This is a genomic window from Chlorogloea sp. CCALA 695 (genome assembly GCF_003003885.1).
Lineage (GTDB): Bacteria > Cyanobacteriota > Cyanobacteriia > Cyanobacteriales > Chroococcidiopsidaceae > Aliterella.
This window is the reverse complement of record NZ_PVWN01000041.1, coordinates 21,171-40,589: the sequence shown is the minus strand read 5'-3', so window position 1 is coordinate 40,589 and position 19,419 is coordinate 21,171. Positions and strand designations below refer to the sequence as shown.

Sequence of the window (19,419 nt, the reverse complement as noted above, 5' to 3'; positions counted from 1 at the left end):
ATGTCCCGCGAACATTCTTCAAATGTTGGTCTGACTTACTTTGCTATGCTGCCTAATGGCTAAAGCCGAGCTAAGGTAATATGTAGTTGTGGAAAAGTAAGCAAAAGACTAATGAGGCGCAAAACTAACTCAGATAACATTAACGTTATATCTAAAAGAATTCAGTTTACTTTTGATACTGATTCTGAAGCACAAGATTTTTACAAAGAGTGCCAAGATAAGCTAACCGCATCGGAAATTGAAAAGAATAGAGTCACACTTTTGATACCTGCTAAAATAACTAAATAGTGGCACTTTAAACTATCCCCTAGAACTAAACGAGTGATCGCCTCCAGCACTACGCTATGCGTAATCGTCTCTGCCACAAATAGCACGCGCGTTAAGCCACGGGTGTTCCGATTAAGACCATCGCTCATTTTACTTTCAAGTTATTTTTGGATACATTTCCCGTTGCCCACCAACGCCCGTCTACCTATCTTGCGGCAGAACATTTCTGCGGCTAATTTTGCTGCAATATAGATTAACGTTTTACTACTCTTCATCAGAGCAAACAATTTGTGATCGAAGCTGTAATCTTTGACATCGACGGAACACTGGTTGATACTGTTGACTTTCATGCCCAGTCCTGGGAGAGAACCTTCACTCACTTTGGTCATCAGATTCCTTACGAGCAAATACGCCTCCAGATCGGTAAAGGGAGTGACAAGTTAATGCCAGTCTTTTTCTCCCTGGAAGAACTTAACACTTCAGATGATGGTCAAAGCCCTACTTTCGGTGAACGGATGCGAGATTATCGCAGGGAACTCAACAAGAGGGAATATCATCCCCGGATAAAAGCTTTTCCTCAAGTGCGTGAGTTGTTCATGACAATTAAAGCAGACGGCAAACTCCTTGCTCTAGCTTCCTCGGCTACAAAGGACGATGTGGCAGCCTACACACAGATTCTGAATATTGAAGATTTAATCGATGCTGCAACTACTACCACAGAGGTAAAATCGTCTAAGCCAGATCCGGATCTGTTCTTTGTCACGCTGGATAAGTTAGGTAACGTTGCTCCTAATAATGTCATTGTTGTGGGCGACACACCCTATGACGCAGAAGCAGCAGGTAAGGCGAACCTACGCACGATTGGTGTACTTTCTGGTGGTTTCGCCGAAGAAAACTTGCGTAAGGCAGGTTGCATTGCCATCTACCAAGATATAGCCGATCTGCTGGCACACTACGACGAATCTCCGCTCAAGTAGTTTCTGGCGGGTTCTTCGTCATAACGAGCAATTTTTGAGTAATTGAATAATTCAGCCCAATAGTACGCGCATTAAGGAGTTAGGGGCAGCGTCACAATTCGATTTATAAGGGTTTGGAGAAAAACTTGCGCTTATCTTAGAAAGATTCAGTTAACATGAAATTTAGGATGCAGTGCGCCTTTAGGAAATCCCTGTTGTAATATTTGATATTTGTCTACATAGTAGTTTTCTAATATTCCATAATGCTTAGTTTTTAAGGCTATTTTTTTTACAAACTCATTAGTAAAAACCACCCCAAAATAAGTAGATTCAGTATAATCTTCGTTCCACGTAGGATCAATTACTTGCGAGTTGTTATCTATTAACCAAGCATGAGCAACGGTAAATGACACTTCCTTAGAAATAGCAAATCCTTCGCAGTAACTTAGTTCTGGGTATTTCAACAAGGCAGATGTACAGTTTTGGTAACAAGATTTAGGTTCACCTTTGAACGGACTAGGTTTGCTCATTGTCAAAAAAGGTAAACCATTTTCTAATATCAGTCGTTGACTGCTTTTTCGAGGGGTTGTAGATTTTTTATAGATACTGTCAATTAAGTCTGCCTGTTGATTTAAAAACTTTAATAAGTATTCTAAGTTATCATTCATTAGCTATATAAAAGCGAAGTTAAAGATTCAATTTGTCATTAATAATAGTATTAGTAATCTAAAACCCTTGTTGCTCCAAGAGTCTTAATTTGTTTAACTTGCGATTGAGAAGTGTAGCATCACTTTCAGGTTTATCGTTATCATCATTCCAGCGTTCTTCTTCCAGCCATTGTATATTTTCAGGTGTAGGGCGGAATGACCAAACTGGTCGTTTTTTGTTGTATTCTGCCTGTGCTGTTTGAACTATATCAGGATGTTTCTCATTCCACTGTTGTTGTTTAGACTTACCCATTATTTTTTAATGTAGCTACTGCTGCGCGAATATTTTTTCTGGCGTTCAATATCTTTTTCTGTAATGATTGGCAGGCGAGTCAAATCCATGTTGTCTTGTAAATCTGCAAGCTTTACCGCGAAGCTCTGCGAGCGCGCTGGCGCTATCGCAATTGGATTAGTTTTGATTCGCCGCAAGTAATTTTTGTAGGATTCACCATTTTGCTTAGTCAGCGCTTCAACAGCCTGTACGATCTCCTCGCTAAATCCGGGGTGAAATGAGCATTGATTCCGAAAGTTACGCTAAGGACTTAATAAGCCGCTTTCAACACTGCGATCGCCAGGGACAAAACTGTATCAATTGAAGTCTCTGAAATTTAAGGGCTTCAAACCCTTGCTATACCGTATTAAAATACTGTATTAAATAGGCTATATTCTAATTGGTACAATGAGAATTTCAAAAAATATTGATTGATATAATGCTTACCTAGCAAGGTTTTTAGCCTTAGCGTAACTTTCGGAATCAATGCTCATTTACCCCCAATCCCGCCGTTACTAGATCGTCCAAACTGTAATCAGAATCTTCAATTACATCATGCAGTACAGCAACAATCCGTGCTGCATCGGACATCATTTGTTTCATTACTCTGAGTGGATGCTCGATATAAGGCTTACCCCCTTTATCCACTTGATTTTTGTGAGCGGAAGTTGCTATTGAAATTGCTTTTGTTAAATCACTCATGTAAATTTATGGTGTACGGGAAACCCGGAAGCGCGAACTTTTCTCAAACATATTGCTGTAAATATCAGTCAACTTAAGTAATATTTAGATTCAGCTTGAAAACCCGCATAAAACGCTGCTTGCAGTTCGTCTCTTAGTTCTTCGGGCAAGTCACTCCACTTCAATACGCCAGCAGTATGAATCAAGTCATCCCTATCATCTTTAGTCATGAATGAGGTTCTTTGGTTAGCTCTAGCTTCGGCTCCGAAGCTATGAGCAGAACTTAGAAGCTTTTGTTTATCCATTCTTTTTTCTCCAATTGGTAATTAATTGACTGCTACAAAATAAAGTTTTGGGCTGTCGTTAGCTACTAATTTCAAATTTAGAAGTTACTCTTGTACAACGGATTCAATACTTTCTAAGCTTTTCCCAATCGGATTATAATCTGGGGGAAACTTAAAAAAATCAGATGCCCAGCAGGTTTTCTTCATTTTTTGCTCGTACTTTTCTACTTCATTGTAGGAGCCAATACATATTTTATCTTCAGTAAAATACAAGCGAACTTTTCCTTCTTTGTTTAGTATAAACATAAAATTTAATTCTCCAATTTTTATTAAGTGAATGAATAATTTATAAAAGTCTTCTGTATCCTACTTATTCAAAAATAGTAACCGAGAAGTTTCACCTACAAGAAATAGACCGGGTTAGTGAGCTAATAAATACTGTCTACCGAAATCTTCATACCAGGCTAAGAGATGATCGCCTAACGTATTAAGAGAAGGATTCAATGAGCTTGAATTACGAAACTTTTTAGTATGTTTCAGTAAAGTATCGTAAGCTATCCATCCATTGTAAACTTCTTCAACATTGCTATAAGTTATTGTTGACTTCTTGATAGATTTATCGAACATTAAACGGTTGGCTTTCACACCATCAATTATTAAGCTTGCAAATTCACTTTCTAGCCAAATTGTAGTCCCCGAACATTTTGCTTTCGCAGCATCTTGAATTAGCTTGTAATTGTCCGTAAACTCAACTTCTTTAGCATTGATTGACCCAAGGTAAGTATCGACAGTGAGCGCCGGAGCGTCCACCAACTCACCCGTTTCCTTAGTCGCCTTCTTGTTAGCTCGAATAATATGCCGATTGACATATATCTGTGCTTTCATAGAGAGTAATTCCTTTTAACTAATGGGAATTGCGATCGCGCCTTGTACCGCCAAGTCATGAGAAATCGCTTATACCTAATATTATACATCGTTTACTATGTATAATAATGTAGGAATAAGTTTTTGGGAATAGACCCAACATCTAAGGACTATTAGCTTTAAGGCTACCGCTTTAAAACCTTTTTAAGCTTTGCCCATAACTATAACTGGTTCAATCCAAACTAATTTTCTGTGCTGTCTGCCTTCCCCATAGGGTTGATTTCGCAAGTACCCTCTGCGCCAATGAACGCGGGGAGAAGCATGAGTACCACCCCGTTCTGATGTATCTTCGGACTTGACGCGGTAATTCTTCCCAATCCACAGAGGTTCGTAGAAATCTTTAGCTTTATTCTTGGCAAATCCAAGATTTACTCTGATTACTTGAGATTCTGTATCTACTAATTCAGGGCGGCATTCCATGATTAGAATTAGTCGCAGGAATATTGATTGCAAATAACTATTAAACTCTACAACGGCTTGCGGATCGACATCTTGGGCATCGGCGTAAGTTAATTGTCGCATATTATCACTTACCTTAAACCTGCGGCAGAAGAAGCTAGATCCATCAATTGCAGTCCAGTAAAGATAATCGTCGCCCTGATCGTAGTGCCAAAAGATTGCCCCAATGCTACGTTTCTCTGGAGACAAAACTACATTTTTGGGCAGTATAAAAATTCCAGTCTTCATTGCCCAGTGTAAGCTATCAGCTTCAAGGGTTAGGTCTGATTGCATAAGTGCTGTTAGCAAATCTTTACCCACCCAATAAGCAGGACATTTAGCTTCACCTACTTTGTAGAGAGTGTAAAGAGACGTATATATTGAATTTGGACTACCAGTTGCCAATTTCTGACGAATCTCATTTTCTTTGACAGAAAAGTAGATATCAGCAACATAACCGCATACCTTTTCATGGCTCTCATAGCCATCTACACTCATTACAGGACGAATAACGAGCGCCTCATACCAACCTTTAGGTCTTTTACTCATATCCTTCCTTTAAGCCGCTCCAAATACGTGCTGACGATGCCACTGTAAAGCTTCTAAGCGGGGATAGTATCGCTCTTGATCTGGTAGGCGAATGCGATCGCCATTGAACTGCTGCATAGGTTTAGAGTTTGGAGCATCTTCACGAAGGTCGTTCTTTACTAGAATAGTAAAATCATCGCTGATACTGAACCAACCCTTATCAAATGCCCAATGATGATTTTTGCATAATGAAATGCCGTTATCAATGCGGTCATCATAGAATTGAGAGAAAGGCATAATATGCGACCCATCTACAATATTTTGTCCTAATGAGTTGAGTATCTGTAACTCGCAAAAAGCGCAACGATGTTCATAGATAGAAATAATAACTTTGCGGAAAGCAGCATCTCTAACAACTGTTTTAGTTTCATCTTTTAATACAGATTCTTCGTAGACCTTTCCACCAGTTGCTAATAGTTCTTGCTGAAATTCTGCAAAAGCATTAACGCGCAAAATTTCCTGCAATTGTTGAGTTTTATCAGTAAACCAATAGTTAAGCAAGGTGTTAATTAAAAGATTTCTACTTACTCTTTGTTGCAATAGCTTGAATAACTCATCATCCAGGTAAGCATACTCTACTGATTGAGTAAGCGCACTTACGGATCTTACTTTAGCGCCTGGTGAAGATAACAACACTTCAAAACCTGAATTAGGCAAAAAGTGCCAAAATCCATCACTTTTGAGATGAAAAAATGGCATTCCAATATCTGCATTATGGGTAGTAGATCCTAATTGTTGCCACAGCTTCAGGAAAGCAGCGATTAGCTCGGCAGATAGAGGAATCCTGTTGTGAGTCAACAAGCCTTGCTCGATTAGCTCAATAACAGACAACAGTAAGATAGGTTTGTGTGGCGCAATAGTCCCGTGAGCGCGGTCTACTCGTAGTTTGGTAAATTTGTTGGCGTAGTAACTAAGGTTTTTGTCACTCAAAACAATCAATAATAAGTAGTTATATTTAGCAAAGTTTATAACCATAGCCCAGACCATGCAAGAATATCGCTGCACCCGTAACGCCCTCTATACTCATAACTGCATTGGTCGTGACGATTTAACGGCTAGACAAGGCTATTTCATTCAAGCATTAAGCGCCGAGGAAGCCTGGGAAAGGATGGCGATTAGATATCCAGAGGAAACAAGTATTGGTTTTACTGTGCAAGATTGGGAAGGGTTTAATGTTGTCATTGAGGAAGTGAAGCGCGATTCATGAGGGATGCGATCGCGCATTGCTGTAAATGTTTACAGTAAGTTAAATAAAATTACGCTACATTACTGTAAATTGTTTACAGTGAAGCCAGGAAATATCACAAGAGCGCATTACTTTAGGCTTCAACGCTGCAAACCCTCGAATTGAAAGGTGGCAGGAGATTGATATGAAGCTCGATCAATTGACAGCAGAACTGATAAGGCAAATAGGCTACAAACCTAGTAATTACCAGATAGGCATTTTGGAATGGGTGCTGAATGGCTTGGGTAATGGAGCCTGTAATGCAGTGGCGGGTGCAGGAAAAAGCAGCACTTTGAGGATGGTAGCGATCGCCTTGGAACTGATAGGGTAGTGCGATTCGTTGAGTGTGAATCACGGTGAAAGTCCGTACATAACCACTCTAGACCAAGACTCCCAAGTCTAGTTTAAACTTCAAGGCTGATGTAGGTGAAAGCCCTACCCGTCAAACTCAGACGTGACTCCTTATCTGACTCCAGTGACTAGGCTCGGTTCCTAGAGGCTGACGCGGGTAACAGGGCGCGTGCGATTCGTTCTAACCCCAAATGGTTGCGAACCTATTAAGGTTAGGTCTTAGGTCTCCTAAGATAACTCTCATTTGATGTCAGTGAGGCGTTTATTGCCAAGTCTGACCCACTAAAGGCTGGTGTGACTCGAAAACGAACCCCACAGAGGCTAACTACCAAAGTGAAAGCGGGTTGTAAGGGCTTGACTGAAAGGTGAAACAGATCGGGTTAGCAATAACCGAGTAACCAATCGAAGCTATTAGGAGTCGCTACGGTTAGCCAAGGGCGAAACTTCAGAAAAAGCATCCTAGTTACTAGCAGTAAGGGAATCTGTACCCTCTGACTAAATCACCGCAATAATTCTCGTTCCCGCGTGCAGCCCACGAGGAACAGCCTAGGAGATGGTGATGGGTGAATTGAAGTGACCTAAAGCGACAAACAAATCAAATGCGGGAACGAAGAAAAACGATTTGATAATTCACAATTTGGTGTGGGAGAACATCGTTAAATCTCTAGCGTTACAAGTCGGGTAGGAGACGGATTAATAATTATCCGTCAGTTTCAAGAATAGAGGAAATGGAGTAAATCAAGCTATGACATCGATAGCAATATCAGATGATAGATGGAAAAGACTCCCCTGGAAGAAATTCCAAAAGAATCTTTTCAGATTACAAAAACGAATCTATAAAGCTCAGAAAGTAGGTAACTACAAGCTAGTACGGATGCTTCAAAAGCTAGTCCTCAAAAGCAAAGCGGCTAAACTGCTTGCAATTCGTCAAATAACGCAGCTAAACACAGGTAAATGTACGGCTGGTATAGATGGGTTTAAAAACCTCCACTGCCATCAACGCCTGACACTAGCCACACAATTGAATATCAATCATTGGCATCACGCCAAGCTCAGAAGGGTATGGATACCAAAATCTAACGGAGAGCAAAGACCGCTTGGAATACCAACTATTAGAGATAGAGTGTACCAATGTCTTGTCAAGTATGCCTTAGAGCCTGCTTGTGAAGCCTACTTCAATGCCAACTCCTATGGATTTAGACCTGCCAGAAGCACTCATGATGTCCAAAAAATGCTATTCATAAACCTTAACAGCAATGCCAAAGGTTTATCCAAAAGAATACTTGAATTGGATATCGAAAAGTGTTTTGACAGAATCGACCATCAATACTTAATGAGTCAAATCTCATTACCCAAAGCTGCAAAACTAGGCATCTACAGAGCAATCAAGGCAGGCGTTCTTAATGAACGACAAGTCACCGAAAGGGGAAGCCCACAAGGTGGTGTTATAAGCCCACTCTTAGCTAACATTGCCCTTCATGGGTTAGAAAATGTTGGATACAAACTAAGACACAAAGTAGTGAATGGTCAAGGGTGGATAAATGCACTCACAGGTATTAGATATGCCGATGACTGCGTATTCATCTTGGAACGACTTGATGACGCAGATGCTCTGAGAATTGCCATTGACAAATTCTTGAAAATCAGAGGACTAAACGTAAAAGAAGCAAAAACGAAGCTAGTGCAGAGTACGGAAGGGTTCAACTTCTTAGGATGGAAATTTATCGTTCGTCCCGATGGTAGGTTCCTATGCACCCCGTCTGATAAGAACTATAAAACCGTCAAAAGAAAAATTAAATCCTCCCTGAAAGACACAAACTACACACTTGAGCAACGTATGAAGAAGGTATCCAGTATCATCAGAGGCTGGAGGAACTACCACCAATATTGCGATATGAGCCAACACGCACTATGGCACACAAGTCACTGGGCATGGAAATTCATCCGCAAACAGGGGCGGTTCAACCGAAGGCAGAGCAATACAATTCTGAAAAAGGTATCGCCAACGGTTTCCTGGGCAGCAGCAAAATTTGTCAAAGTCAAAGGAGATAAAAGTCCATATGATGGAGACTTGCTCTACTGGTCAAAACGTAATTCCGCATTATATGACGGAGCTACAGCCAAAACACTTGCCAAGCAGCAGTACAAGTGTCCACACTGCAACCTGTCTTTCCTGCCCGATGACCCAATAGAGCTACATCATATTGACGGCAACCATAACAATTGGAAATCCAGCAATCTAGTGGCTCTACATCGTTACTGTCATCAGCACCAGATAATACATTCATTAAAACGGGATAAATCTGGGAGATAGCCCTTGAGACTTATGAAACTTAAAGCCGTGTGCGGCGAAAGCTTCATGCACGGTTTGGCAGGAGAGGTGTCTGGTGGCAACATCAGCATCGACTCTAACAATCAGACAACTGTTATGGGTTGACACTGGCGCTAACAGGGAATTCCTATGATGAAAATAGATTCTAGAAAAGCGTCCCATCAGTTGGCAGAGCGTAACACAGGTAACACCTGAAAACTCTGACCGCGCCAGAGATTAGTATCCCGCCGCATTCGCCCTAATAGCGGCATGAGTAGGGGGTTCTGGCGGATGAAGTGAATCCATCTAAGGGAACGAACAATCACCTTGAGGAACGAATAAAAACAGTCTGTTAGGTCTGAGGAATCGTACCCTCAGTAGGCTAGACGAGAGGCGGAACTCCGCAGACTGGGTAGGATGACCCGTAATTGGGTCAAGGTTCAAAGAACACACATTTTGGAGTAGAGAATGGTTAGGCACAGCGACAGCGCTAGTGAACTTTGGAAGAATTTACCCTGGAAGAAATTCCGGCGTGAACTGTTCCGCCTACAAAAGAGGGTGTGGAAAGCAGTGAATGTTGGTGACAAGCGTAAAGCGAAGTATCTACAGAAACTTATCTTGAAGTCACTGGCTGCAAGATTTATGGCTATTCGGCAAGTAACTCAGTTAAATGCTGGTAAGAAAACGGCGGGTATTGATGGAAAAGCGTCTCTCACCTTTGAGGAACGCTTCAACTTAAGTGAATTACTTAAGGAAAACGTTAACACATGGAAACATAATAAGCTACGTGAAATTCCCATCCCTAAAAAGGACGGAACAACGCGGATGCTAAAAGTACCCACTATTGCGGATAGAGCTTGGCAATGCCTCGTAAAATACGCCTTAGAACCCGCCCACGAAGCAACTTTCCACGCTAGGAGCTACGGATTCCGAACAGGACGCTCGGCACATGATGCCCAGAAGCTTCTTTTCCAAAACCTACGCTCCCAGTCAAATGGAATAGATAAGCGAGTCATAGAACTAGATATCGAAAAATGTTTCGACCGGATTAACCACTCATCAATAATGGAACAACTTATCGCCCCTCTAGGCATTAAGACAGGAATCTTTCGCTGTCTTAAATCAGGAGTTAACCTAGGATTTCCCTCTCAAGGAACGCCGCAGGGTGGGGTCGTTAGTCCATTACTTGCCAATATTGCCCTCAACGGGATTGAGAAATTACACCAAAGCGTTCGATATGCGGATGACATGGTGTACATTTTAAAACCTGAAGACGATGCAGAGCAAATACTTGAATGTATTAGCCAATTTCTAGCCGAACGAGGATTAAAGGTAAGCGAAAAGAAAACAAAGCTAACCGCTACGACAAATGGGTTTGACTATCTTGGATGGCACTTCAAAGTGCAAACCAACGGAAAGTTTAGATGCTCTCCCTCAGTGGATAATTTCAAAGCGTTTCGTAAGAAAGTAAAACACATAGTCAACAACAGTAACTATGGTGCGAAGGTAAAAGCTGAGAAATTAGCTCCCATCGTTAGAGGATGGCGGAATTACCACCGCTTTTGCAAGATGGACGGGTCACGGTTTTCGCTGTACCACATCCAAAACAGAACGTTCAAGGTATTTAACAAAGAAACTAAACAGAATCGCTACACTAGCAAAACATTGTTAGACAAAGCTTTTCCAGCAGTTTCTTACTCCGAAAACAAGCACATCAATGTCAAAGGGAATAAATCACCTTTCGACGGAGACTTGACCTATTGGAGCGAACGTAACAGTAAACTCTATGACGGTATCACCTCTAAAGTCTTAAAAAGACAAAACCATTCATGTGCCAGATGTGGATTAAAGACTACATCCGAGGAGCGAGTTCACTTGCACCATAAGGACAGCAATCACTACAACTGGAAACTTAATAATCTGGAGGCTCTACATGAGAGTTGCCACGATTACATACACATGAGCAAAAGGCACTGCCTAATTGAATCGGGAGCCGTGTAAGGCGAAAGTTTTACGCACGGATCTAACAGAGAGGGGCGAGGCATAATAGCCTCCCTCGACTCTAACCAAGCCAAGCGACATCCGAGTAATTGTATTTGGCAAGGAGAATTCTAAAGACCTAGTAGCCAAGTTTGGAGTCAGGTGGAAGGCATCAATTAGCACTCTGCATAGCGCTGGGTTCTCGCTGCTCAAAAGAGAGCTAGAAATAAAAGACAATCGGGACATTCAGCTAGTTAGCGGCAAGTATAGAAATATTGCCCAAGACATAGACCTGATTAGCAAGCGTGGTTCTAGGGGACAGCTAACCCGTGATGGAGCAGTCGGCAGAGATTCAGAATTCTTGCGGCTAGTTAACCTGATGAGGCTGACTAACAACTACCCAACTGCCACATCAGTCAAAGAATTATGCCACCACTTTGAGGTAGAAGATATCTGGGAATTTTCAATAGTCGCAAGCGCGGTCGCGGCTTGTTTAAGAATTGGAGAACAAAAAGCTAGAGATAATAGATTTATCGATTTCACAGATCAGATTTGGCTACCCGTAAAGTGGGAAATCTACAAACGTCAATGGTTTAAGCCATACAAATTTGTACTATGTGATGAAGCACAAGACTTAAATGCAATTCAGCTAGAGTTAGCAATTGGATTGACTGGTTCAGAAGGTCGGCAGTTGTTTGTGGGAGATCCCCGACAGGCAATTTTCGGCTTCGCTGGGGCAGACAACCGCAGCTATCAGAAAATCTTGGAGAGAACTAAAGCAACAGAATTACCACTATCAACGTGCTACCGTTGTCCGCGATCGCATATTGACTTGGTACGAAGGCAATTCCCTAATATTCCAATCGAAGCTAAGGAAGATGCAAGTTTCGGGGAAATCAAACAGGTTGAAGAAAAGGATCTGGGGCAGCACCTTAAAGTAGGAGATCGCGTCATCAGTAGGAAGACAGCCCCGCTAGTATCGCAATGTATCAAGTTGATAGCAAGAGGAATTGCAGCAACGGTCAAGGGCAGGGACATTGGGGAGACAATCAAAAGAGACTTAGAAGAAATTGCCTCCATGCCCAGGTTCAGATACGAAGATTTCCACGCTGTGGCAAGCGAGTACCGCACCCTCAAAGTTTTGAAGTATAAGGAAATGGACAATGAGGAGCAACTGATCCAAAACCTAAATGACAAGTTAGAGGCTTTAGCAACGATTTACATTAGCCAACCCCAGGCAAGATCGATTGCAGATTTATCTGCTTACATTGATTCCCTGTTCAGCGATGATATTTCACCCATAACCCTCAGCACTTGTCACAGAGCCAAAGGGTTAGAGGGCGATCGCATATTTATCCTAAAGCCTGAAGATATGCCAATGTCTTGGCGGAATCAGATGGAATGGCAGAAAGAACAGGAAGATAATTTACTTTACGTGGGATTAACCCGCAGCAAGTCTGAGTTATTTATCGTGGGAAAACCTGATTGGTTGCCACAAGAAAAAACAGGAGAGGATAGCAAGAGCGATACTGTGGAAGCGTTGCCGGAAGGAGTTATCGCCGACCCACCTGACTTAAAGCCAAATCTGAAGATCGAACTGGAGACACTAGAGTATGAGGAGGACGTGGAAAACTATTCAGACTGGATGCCTGAGCTATCACTGGAGGACGATGATGAGCTAACTGAGATAGAAATCTACGCCCCTGTTGCCCCCTATGTTTTAGAGCAGCCAAGAGGACAAGTTTCACGCCAGAATTTAGATCCCCTAGAACAGGAGGATAAGCAGGGCTACCTAGAGATCGAAGAAGTCACCTTTGTGGGAAAAGCCGTTCCTAGTCTCAATCCTCTAAGTGTAAACGGTTTACAAACACCCCTAATCCCTAAAACAAATGCCCAGAAACGAGAACGGGTAATTCAGGTACTTATGGATAAGGATTGGCAAGGTAAGAGCGATCGCGCAATTGCCTCATACTGCAATGTCTCGCCCCCCTTCGTTGGGAAGCTAAGGGCAGAACTAGAGAGGATTGGTACTGTAAATATTTCTAGTGAGCGAATAGATAGCAAGGGGCGGAAGCTCGATATCGCTAACATTGGCACTAAGCCCAAACAGCAACCAACCCAAGAGTCAATAATCGGCTCTCCCGCCAGTGTGATTCAGGCAAAACTTAGGATTGAGGGGGAGACGAAAGGGGACATCGATACGATTGCTCTTTTATTGCAGCAGACCTTTGATGTAGATGGGGAATCTGGGGACTATCCCAACCGAGATGGTGAAGGATATAGGCGTTACCTGACTGTTAAAGTCACAAATTATCAGTCTATTAGTTTCCCCTAGAACTATTATTTTCTAGCGCTGGCGATCGCTCTTGAATTAGAAAAACTGGATGATGTGGAAAAGACCATTTAGATAAGTGCGATCACGCTAGTGACTTTCCCCTAGAACTAAAGCGATCACCTACTCCTCATAGTCGTTAGATCAATTTCAACTATCCCCTAACACTGAATGTGCGATCGCTTACTAAGTATTTTTTGTGCCACCCGTCACCGCTTTGGCCCCGTGCTGTTTTGGATGTTTTGTATACCACCAAGCCCAAGCAATCAAAACCGCCTGCAATGGTAGCCTTCCCCAATAAAGTAGTTGATTTTGAGGAACGCCGTCGAGCTTAATGTTATGCACAGCCATGTAAATATTGGCAGGAAATACGCCGATAAATAAAGCAATCAAACCCCAGGCTGCTGCCACGCTGACCGATGGAATCAATAAGCCAATACCGCCCAAAATTTCAAATACACCACTGATGTAGACGGAGGGATAGGTCGGAAATATTGGTGGAACAATTCGGGCAAATTGCTCTGCTCTAAAAAAATGAATAATACCAATGATGATGAGGGACGTAGAGAAAACAACTCGCAGAATTTCTCTAACCCGCCCGGAAGTGCTATTGCTTAAAGTCATGGGGTCACAATGTAAAACCTAACAGAACAGTAGCTATCTATATTTCAAATTCCTTCTATCTCAGGGCGAGTTAAGTAAAATTAAGAGCCGTTGGATAAATATTTGTAGAACAAGCGCGATCACCAATCTTACGACTTGCTGCTACAAGTTTTGCACGGTCTTCGTGAGATTTACCACAATTAATGTCGTCCATCATTAATAGGAAAAAGTAAGCTTGAATCTCAATTGTATGCGTTGCTCATAACTAAAAATCTAATCTGTTCGAGCTATTTTATTATTAAACTCTTGTAGTGCTTTAGTACGGATTTTCATAGTGTATCCTTGACAAACTACTTTATTAAAACCGCGTTTTTCAACTCCTTCTAAAACTAATAAAGCTTCTTCCATCTTCTCTCTATCACCTTGGTGAGATGCAGCGAAAATATCATCTAGCAAAGAGCTATGAGCCTTCTTGCCAGTTTTTATGATTGCAACTTGTTCATCAATATAATTAGACTTTGGCGATGATGTGGACAAACCAGCAAGTCTTGCTTTTCGTGCAGCCCCACGACTCTGAGCGCGGCTAGGATTTGGCAAAGCTGTTTTGGACACTTGTGGGTTGACTTCAATTGGACTATCAGCAAGTTCGCTAGGTTGTTGCGAATATTTATTCCGGTAGTCACTAGCAGCCATATCTTCTGCCTCGCTTTGAGTCCATTGCCGCATTTCTTGCAAGTTAGGAACATTGACAAATTGATTCAATACTGAGTTATCCCCTAGAACTTCGGCGATCACACTGGCAATAGTTTTGCGGCAGCTTTTGGGATGGCAAACAACTTGCTCCTCGCTAAAGCGGATTACAAGCCAGCCCTTATCAAGAAAAAAGTCGTTCCGGTTGTTGTCTTTCCAAGCGCCTAGATAATGCATAGGCTCTTTAGTGTTATGAGCGTATGGCTCATCTAACTCAATATCAATGTGCAGTTTTAGCGATGAGTCAACGTAAGCAAAGTCTGGGGTGTAAGGATGGTCAAAATTTGGAATTTTGAGCGTTAGCCCAGAATGAATTTTACCCGGAAAATATCTTTTCAGATGATCGCCAAACTTAGCTTCTGAGCAACCCCGTGTGGCAACACTGTGGTCGCCATCGTGGGCGCTAGTCCGACGAAGAACATCCCGCAGCAGCTTGTACTGAAATTCAGCAACCCGTTCTGGGCTTTGAGATGCTTTGTTTTCCTGTTCGTAGTGGCGCTTTTTGTAATTATAATCTTCAAGTTTCTTGGGATAAGCGCCAGCCTCGCGCTGATGATCGCGCTTACGTTGAGGATAGGTTTTGATTTGTTGCCATGCTTGAAATGTGATCGCACAAGCGGCAGTAACAAATGACAAAAACCCCCATCCTGCACCGCCACCAGAAGTTATGACAGTGCTGATTATTATAGTTAGTGCCACTTCTACTGCGATGAGGGGGTTGTTAATTTTCTGTGGTTTTGTTCCTGGGTGTTGGGGTAATGAATCGGGGAATATAAGTGTCGGTGGATGTGCTGATTTTGCTTGCTGGATTGATGATGGAATTAGGATAATGGGGAAGTGACTCATAAGATGCGCTCGCTCTTTGTGCCTTTAAGCATGATTTTTCCTACCGTTCTAGCTTTCCCAAAAACTGGGGGGCGATCACATTAGTTCTAGGGGATTTATTACAAAAGTCTGCATTACCAGCACAGGAAAGCCCGTGCAGTCAATATAGCGTTTTGGTGGGATGCACCTATACAAACTAGACTAGGGCAGCAGATGGAGTTGGGGCTGACTTGAAAGGTGGCGATCGCCGTTTAATAAGGAAAATTTGACTTTATGGGGTGCGCCATTTGTTTAGAGATTTTTTACTTGTCATTTGATATAGACGCAAGCCCAATTATTCGGACTTTTAGTATTTTTGCAAAATCAACTCTAGCGCCGATGGCAGTCTGAGTATTGGCTGGTGGGTTTATTTCCAGTAATAGGTTGAGGGCGAATGTCATAGTCACTGCTAACATTAGTTTCGGAAACATCACTTTTCCCTCCTTAATTTGCACTACGTTTGTAGCAACCAGTTTCCAAAGGGGAAGCTGCAACAATTTCTTTTCCCCATTGTGCCTATCTATAAAGTGGATGTTTTAGCGTTACAGCCTCTCAACTGGTACAATCATGACTAATGCCAGCTTGTAGATTAATTTGTCCCAAAATTCTTATCCAAATTCATAGCTCGGAGACACATCTTCAACAAACTTTAAAAATTCACTTTCTTGATACTTTCCTTTTTTGACAAACTCTAAAAAATGCTGATGTAAGTCGCAGAGCTTCTGATTCCTTACATGAAAAACTTTTTCTCCTAGATTATATTGCCTTGCTTTCTTGAGCATATGGACAAAATCTAGTGACAAACGACACTTTACATCAAAAGTGTATGTAGAAGAACACGTATTTTATTGTTATTTTGAGAGCTAGTAAACTCGTTAACATTAGCTTTTGTTGTGTTTCTATATTGAGTAGCTCGTCTCATTAAGTGACTGATTTGCAGTTCAGTTACTTCTTGATTGAAATAAAGATTTTCGTTTGCACTTATACATTGAAGTAGATTCAAATTTTCTACATCGGTTTCAGAGGTAATAACGACGAGAAAGTTACTCTTACTTCCTATTTTGTAAACATTACCATCAAAAAAAATTAACAGATGGCTTGGAGACAGAGGAATAAAAATTTCAAGACCTTTGCAAGCTATTCCAGTATTGCTCCCATAGCTTTTTTTATCTTCGAGAAACTGATTGTAGAGAACCACTGGATGGTCTGATGTAATGAAAGGTTTTCTTGTTTGATTAACGATAAGCTTAAAGTGAAGATCGAAAGTAAAAGGTAGAAGCAGGGCAGCCTGACGAAGATTTGCATGAGTGGGCTGATTCAACGAGAATTTACCTCGATTTAGGGTAGCGACAATCATTGGAACAGAAAACCGGAATAAGCTTGGAATCTATACCAAGTAGACGTTTTAATTTCATACTCTCAAATGTTTAGAGGTAAGTTTTTAGATAATTGACTATGTATATACATGACAAAACTATGTATGTACATAGCAAAAAGAGGTTAGAAGGCTTCTTATTACCATTTTTGGTTCCGTTACTTGTCGTGACCCATAATCAACTGCTTCAAGTAAACGTGGCTTGTTTCTTAAATAGTTTAAGTCTCCTTCAGAAAAAGTTGCGGCAGTTTCTTCAGGTAAATTACTCATAATGTAGCGATAGTAACCAGGAGAGTTCTGCCAGCCATGTTCCCGGTACAAATATTGGTCAGAGTCTTCTAAATTTTTCCAATTAATAATTGGCTTGAGTTCCTGAATTCTTCTATTCTCAAGCTCTTTCAAATAATTTTCTGCATAAATCTCCCAAGCAATAGTAATTCTACCATCGTTATAAATAGATTCAAGTATCCCAACATCCCAAGCACGATGATGATTTTTCCAGCGACTTCTAATGTTTTTGGCTCTACCGATATAAACAATTTCCCGCTTGTAGCGGTTTAAAACATAGTAAATACCTGAGGAATTAGGCAAGTTAGCTTTGTCTTTGTAGAGAATATAGGGGAGTGCAAATGGATTAATCGATAACATAGTAGGCATTCATTTAAAGGTTGGACTAGGGAGGCAATCAACAATTTTAGGTGTCTCTTTAATTCAAGCCACACTCTTGTAACCTACTTATGTTGCCCAAACTTCCTTAAATAATTTCTAAAGAGAGGAAGTTTGGGAGTTATTTTGCTATTTATCTTCAGTTCCTTGGATAAAATTCCAAATTTTCTCTTGCGACCATGAACGTGCGATCGCAAGAGAGACAGCTTCCACCTTATTTTTAGGTAGGCTTACAGCGCGGGGAATACGCCTACTTTAGCTCTACTATGATCTGACAATTGACAAAATCTGGTCTATCCCCACTCCTTGGGCAATTGCACTTTTCACAACGAGGACTTTAGATATCTCAATGTGAAAGGCTTTAGTGCGATATCCCCTAGAACTGGCTGCGCTAGAGTCTTTTAATTCATAGCGCCACATCCAATACCAATGCTCTGAGTTGTTCGGCTCTCGCTCACCTTCTACACGGGGATAAGTTGCGATCGCGCCACCTTTGAGCTTCTTGCTTTTGGTGTAACGTTCTAACCAGCCACTAGCTTTTCTTTTAGTCGTTGGCTCTAGTTCTAGGGGAAATGATTTATTTTGGTTATCCCCTAGAACTAAATTCTGTTCAGGTTTTAGTTCTAGGGGAATTACGAATGCGTATAAATTAGTTTTCTCTTGAATTAAACTTTGCTGTTGTTTTAGTTCTAGGGGAATTACGGGAGCTAAGTAATTAGTTTCCCCTAGAACTTTTTTGTTGCTATCCTGTTCGTCGGATTTTAGTTCTAGGGGAATTACGAATGCGTATAAATTAGTTTCCTCTAGAACGCCGCGACTGTAATTATTTACAGAGGGAATTGAGGTAAAGGACGCGGCGGAGGGCGATACTTGCAACTCTAGGATCGAAGCAATTGCCAAGCGCTGCGCGTCTTGCTCTAACAATTCCGTTGCCGTCCGGCACTCCTGGGGGGATGTCCAGTTGCGCGGGAGTCCGAAGCATTGCTCTAGGAAATCCGGGTTGGCAACTTCTCCGCGCTTTAGCAGTCCTGACTTCTGCCACTTGCCCTCGGACTTGCTCAGTCCAGGACTTCGGCTCACGTCGGAACTCAAGGCTCCGGGAGATTCCAACCAGTAATAATCTGCGTCTAAGGAAGGGAGCGCCAATGTCGCCGCTACCGACACAAAGCCATTGTGCATCGTACCCGCTTCGCCAAATTTCCCGGAGCAGATATGCGAAATATGAGCCAGTTGGTTCGCCAGGGCTGAGGGGGCAACTGAGCAGTCCTGGCACGTTTTCAATGGCAAAGAAGTTTGGTTGTACTGATTTGATGGTATGCAGGACGGCGGGGATACAGTCACGTTTATCTGCCAAGCCTCTACGTTTGCCTTCAACCGAAAAGGGCTGGCACGGCGGACTACTAGAGACGATTTTGAACTCTCTAGAGTGGAACTGTAACGATCGCACGTCAGGGTGGATAGGGATTTTAGGGAAGCGATCGCGTAGTCGGTCATGACAGAATTTATCGATTTCGCATAATCCTTTGAGTTGGAATCCTCCAGTGATAAGTCCTGCAAGGGGAAAACCTGCGCCGACCCCACTACAGAGGTCAAGTTGTACGAGCATTTTTCGAGTTCCTGGGAAACTTGCCGTTTGACAAAAAAGCTTGATATTGAGTGTTCTATGTGATCAGGTACTACAAATCCCCTAGAACTTTTAGCGTGGTGTTGGTCATTAGACCCTATATCTAGCGGCTCAATTTCATCTAATGACACACGCCGCTTTGCCGGAGAGTATATTTTTTGGGGATGGGACTCAAGGAGGTTAATAGTTATCCCTTCTCCTGAGATTTTGACAACTTCATAG

The 19,419-nt window shown here is 41.9% G+C and carries 23 protein-coding genes; 6 read left to right on the top strand and 17 right to left on the bottom strand.

Translation table 11 applies throughout. The annotated features are described in order from the left end of the window. Positions 1 to 200: 200 nt before the first annotated feature. Positions 201 to 416 (bottom strand): hypothetical protein, encoded by a 216-nt coding sequence (locus tag C7B70_RS26035; RefSeq protein WP_146134090.1) that lies wholly within the window; start codon positions 414 to 416, stop codon positions 201 to 203. Positions 417 to 557: 141 nt separating this feature from the next. Here C7B70_RS26035 and C7B70_RS17780 point away from each other — a divergent pair, with 141 nt between their 5' ends. Next, positions 558 to 1,244 carry an HAD family hydrolase gene (locus C7B70_RS17780; protein ID WP_106370337.1) on the top strand — a complete coding sequence of 229 codons (687 nt, stop codon included), beginning with the start codon at positions 558 to 560 and terminating at the stop codon, positions 1,242 to 1,244. Between the two features lie 146 nt (positions 1,245 to 1,390). Here the strand turns inward: C7B70_RS17780 and C7B70_RS17775 are convergent, their stop codons facing one another. The 8 genes from C7B70_RS17775 to C7B70_RS17740 form a co-directional block, all read right to left on the bottom strand. After that, complete coding sequence (locus tag C7B70_RS17775; RefSeq protein ID WP_106370336.1) at positions 1,391 to 1,891, bottom strand: hypothetical protein; 501 nt, start codon at positions 1,889 to 1,891, stop codon at positions 1,391 to 1,393. Between the two features lie 58 nt (positions 1,892 to 1,949). Further along, positions 1,950 to 2,183: a hypothetical protein gene (locus tag C7B70_RS17770; RefSeq protein ID WP_106370335.1), complete on the bottom strand. Its 234-nt coding sequence runs from the start codon at positions 2,181 to 2,183 to the stop codon at positions 1,950 to 1,952. 501 nt (positions 2,184 to 2,684) lie between these two features. Beyond that, complete coding sequence (locus C7B70_RS17765; RefSeq protein ID WP_106370334.1) at positions 2,685 to 2,903, bottom strand: HD domain-containing protein; 219 nt, start codon at positions 2,901 to 2,903, stop codon at positions 2,685 to 2,687. A 68-nt stretch (positions 2,904 to 2,971) separates the two neighbouring features. Beyond that, positions 2,972 to 3,187, bottom strand: coding sequence for a hypothetical protein (locus tag C7B70_RS17760; protein ID WP_106370333.1), 216 nt, complete (start codon positions 3,185 to 3,187; stop codon positions 2,972 to 2,974). A gap of 84 nt (positions 3,188 to 3,271) precedes the next feature. Further along, entirely contained in the window at positions 3,272 to 3,472 is a 201-nt protein-coding gene (locus C7B70_RS17755; protein WP_106370332.1) for a hypothetical protein, read from the bottom strand. 114 nt (positions 3,473 to 3,586) lie between these two features. Beyond that, complete coding sequence (locus C7B70_RS17750) at positions 3,587 to 4,051, bottom strand: hypothetical protein (RefSeq protein WP_106370331.1); 465 nt, start codon at positions 4,049 to 4,051, stop codon at positions 3,587 to 3,589. Between the two features lie 183 nt (positions 4,052 to 4,234). Continuing rightward, positions 4,235 to 5,077, bottom strand: a complete 843-nt coding sequence (locus tag C7B70_RS17745; protein ID WP_106370330.1) for a hypothetical protein — start codon at positions 5,075 to 5,077, stop codon at positions 4,235 to 4,237. A gap of 9 nt (positions 5,078 to 5,086) precedes the next feature. Continuing rightward, a complete protein-coding gene (locus C7B70_RS17740; RefSeq protein WP_106370340.1) occupies positions 5,087 to 6,091 on the bottom strand; it encodes an HNH endonuclease in 1,005 nt (334 codons plus the stop codon). A 10-nt stretch (positions 6,092 to 6,101) separates the two neighbouring features. Between C7B70_RS17740 and C7B70_RS17735 the strand changes: the two genes are divergently transcribed. The 5 genes from C7B70_RS17735 (at position 6,102) to C7B70_RS17715 (ending at position 13,318) form a co-directional block, all read left to right on the top strand. After that, positions 6,102 to 6,323, top strand: a complete 222-nt coding sequence (locus C7B70_RS17735; RefSeq protein ID WP_106370329.1) for a hypothetical protein — start codon at positions 6,102 to 6,104, stop codon at positions 6,321 to 6,323. 163 nt (positions 6,324 to 6,486) lie between these two features. Next, positions 6,487 to 6,672, top strand: coding sequence for a DEAD/DEAH box helicase family protein (locus C7B70_RS17730; protein ID WP_106370328.1), 186 nt, complete (start codon positions 6,487 to 6,489; stop codon positions 6,670 to 6,672). A 765-nt stretch (positions 6,673 to 7,437) separates the two neighbouring features. Continuing rightward, a complete protein-coding gene (gene ltrA, locus C7B70_RS17725) occupies positions 7,438 to 9,006 on the top strand; it encodes a group II intron reverse transcriptase/maturase (RefSeq protein ID WP_106370327.1) in 1,569 nt (522 codons plus the stop codon). Positions 9,007 to 9,471: 465 nt separating this feature from the next. Continuing rightward, complete coding sequence (locus C7B70_RS17720) at positions 9,472 to 11,004, top strand: reverse transcriptase domain-containing protein (protein ID WP_106370326.1); 1,533 nt, start codon at positions 9,472 to 9,474, stop codon at positions 11,002 to 11,004. Between the two features lie 79 nt (positions 11,005 to 11,083). Next, a complete protein-coding gene (locus C7B70_RS17715) occupies positions 11,084 to 13,318 on the top strand; it encodes a UvrD-helicase domain-containing protein (RefSeq protein WP_339376744.1) in 2,235 nt (744 codons plus the stop codon). Positions 13,319 to 13,501: 183 nt separating this feature from the next. On the opposite strand, the gene C7B70_RS17710 is transcribed toward C7B70_RS17715, so the two are convergent. The 8 genes from C7B70_RS17710 to C7B70_RS28845 form a co-directional block, all read right to left on the bottom strand. After that, the gene (locus C7B70_RS17710) at positions 13,502 to 13,939 is read right to left on the bottom strand and encodes a hypothetical protein (protein WP_106370324.1); all 438 of its coding nucleotides are present in this window, start codon (positions 13,937 to 13,939) and stop codon (positions 13,502 to 13,504) included. A gap of 70 nt (positions 13,940 to 14,009) precedes the next feature. After that, positions 14,010 to 14,135 (bottom strand): hypothetical protein, encoded by a 126-nt coding sequence (locus tag C7B70_RS28425; RefSeq protein WP_255409350.1) that lies wholly within the window; start codon positions 14,133 to 14,135, stop codon positions 14,010 to 14,012. 56 nt (positions 14,136 to 14,191) lie between these two features. Then, positions 14,192 to 15,514 carry a hypothetical protein gene (locus C7B70_RS17705; protein WP_106370323.1) on the bottom strand — a complete coding sequence of 441 codons (1,323 nt, stop codon included), beginning with the start codon at positions 15,512 to 15,514 and terminating at the stop codon, positions 14,192 to 14,194. A gap of 281 nt (positions 15,515 to 15,795) precedes the next feature. After that, entirely contained in the window at positions 15,796 to 15,963 is a 168-nt protein-coding gene (locus tag C7B70_RS26460; RefSeq protein ID WP_158260524.1) for a hypothetical protein, read from the bottom strand. Positions 15,964 to 16,343: 380 nt separating this feature from the next. Beyond that, a complete protein-coding gene (locus tag C7B70_RS17695; protein WP_158260523.1) occupies positions 16,344 to 16,853 on the bottom strand; it encodes a DUF4238 domain-containing protein in 510 nt (169 codons plus the stop codon). Positions 16,854 to 17,006: 153 nt separating this feature from the next. Further along, complete coding sequence (locus C7B70_RS17690; RefSeq protein WP_106370320.1) at positions 17,007 to 17,564, bottom strand: GIY-YIG nuclease family protein; 558 nt, start codon at positions 17,562 to 17,564, stop codon at positions 17,007 to 17,009. A 273-nt stretch (positions 17,565 to 17,837) separates the two neighbouring features. Continuing rightward, positions 17,838 to 18,449 (bottom strand): hypothetical protein, encoded by a 612-nt coding sequence (locus C7B70_RS28850; RefSeq protein WP_369831900.1) that lies wholly within the window; start codon positions 18,447 to 18,449, stop codon positions 17,838 to 17,840. Next, the gene (locus C7B70_RS28845) at positions 18,397 to 19,179 is read right to left on the bottom strand and encodes a DNA cytosine methyltransferase (protein ID WP_106370319.1); all 783 of its coding nucleotides are present in this window, start codon (positions 19,177 to 19,179) and stop codon (positions 18,397 to 18,399) included. The genes C7B70_RS28850 and C7B70_RS28845 overlap by 53 nt, the downstream gene beginning before the upstream one ends. Between the last annotated feature and the right edge of the window lie 240 nt (positions 19,180 to 19,419).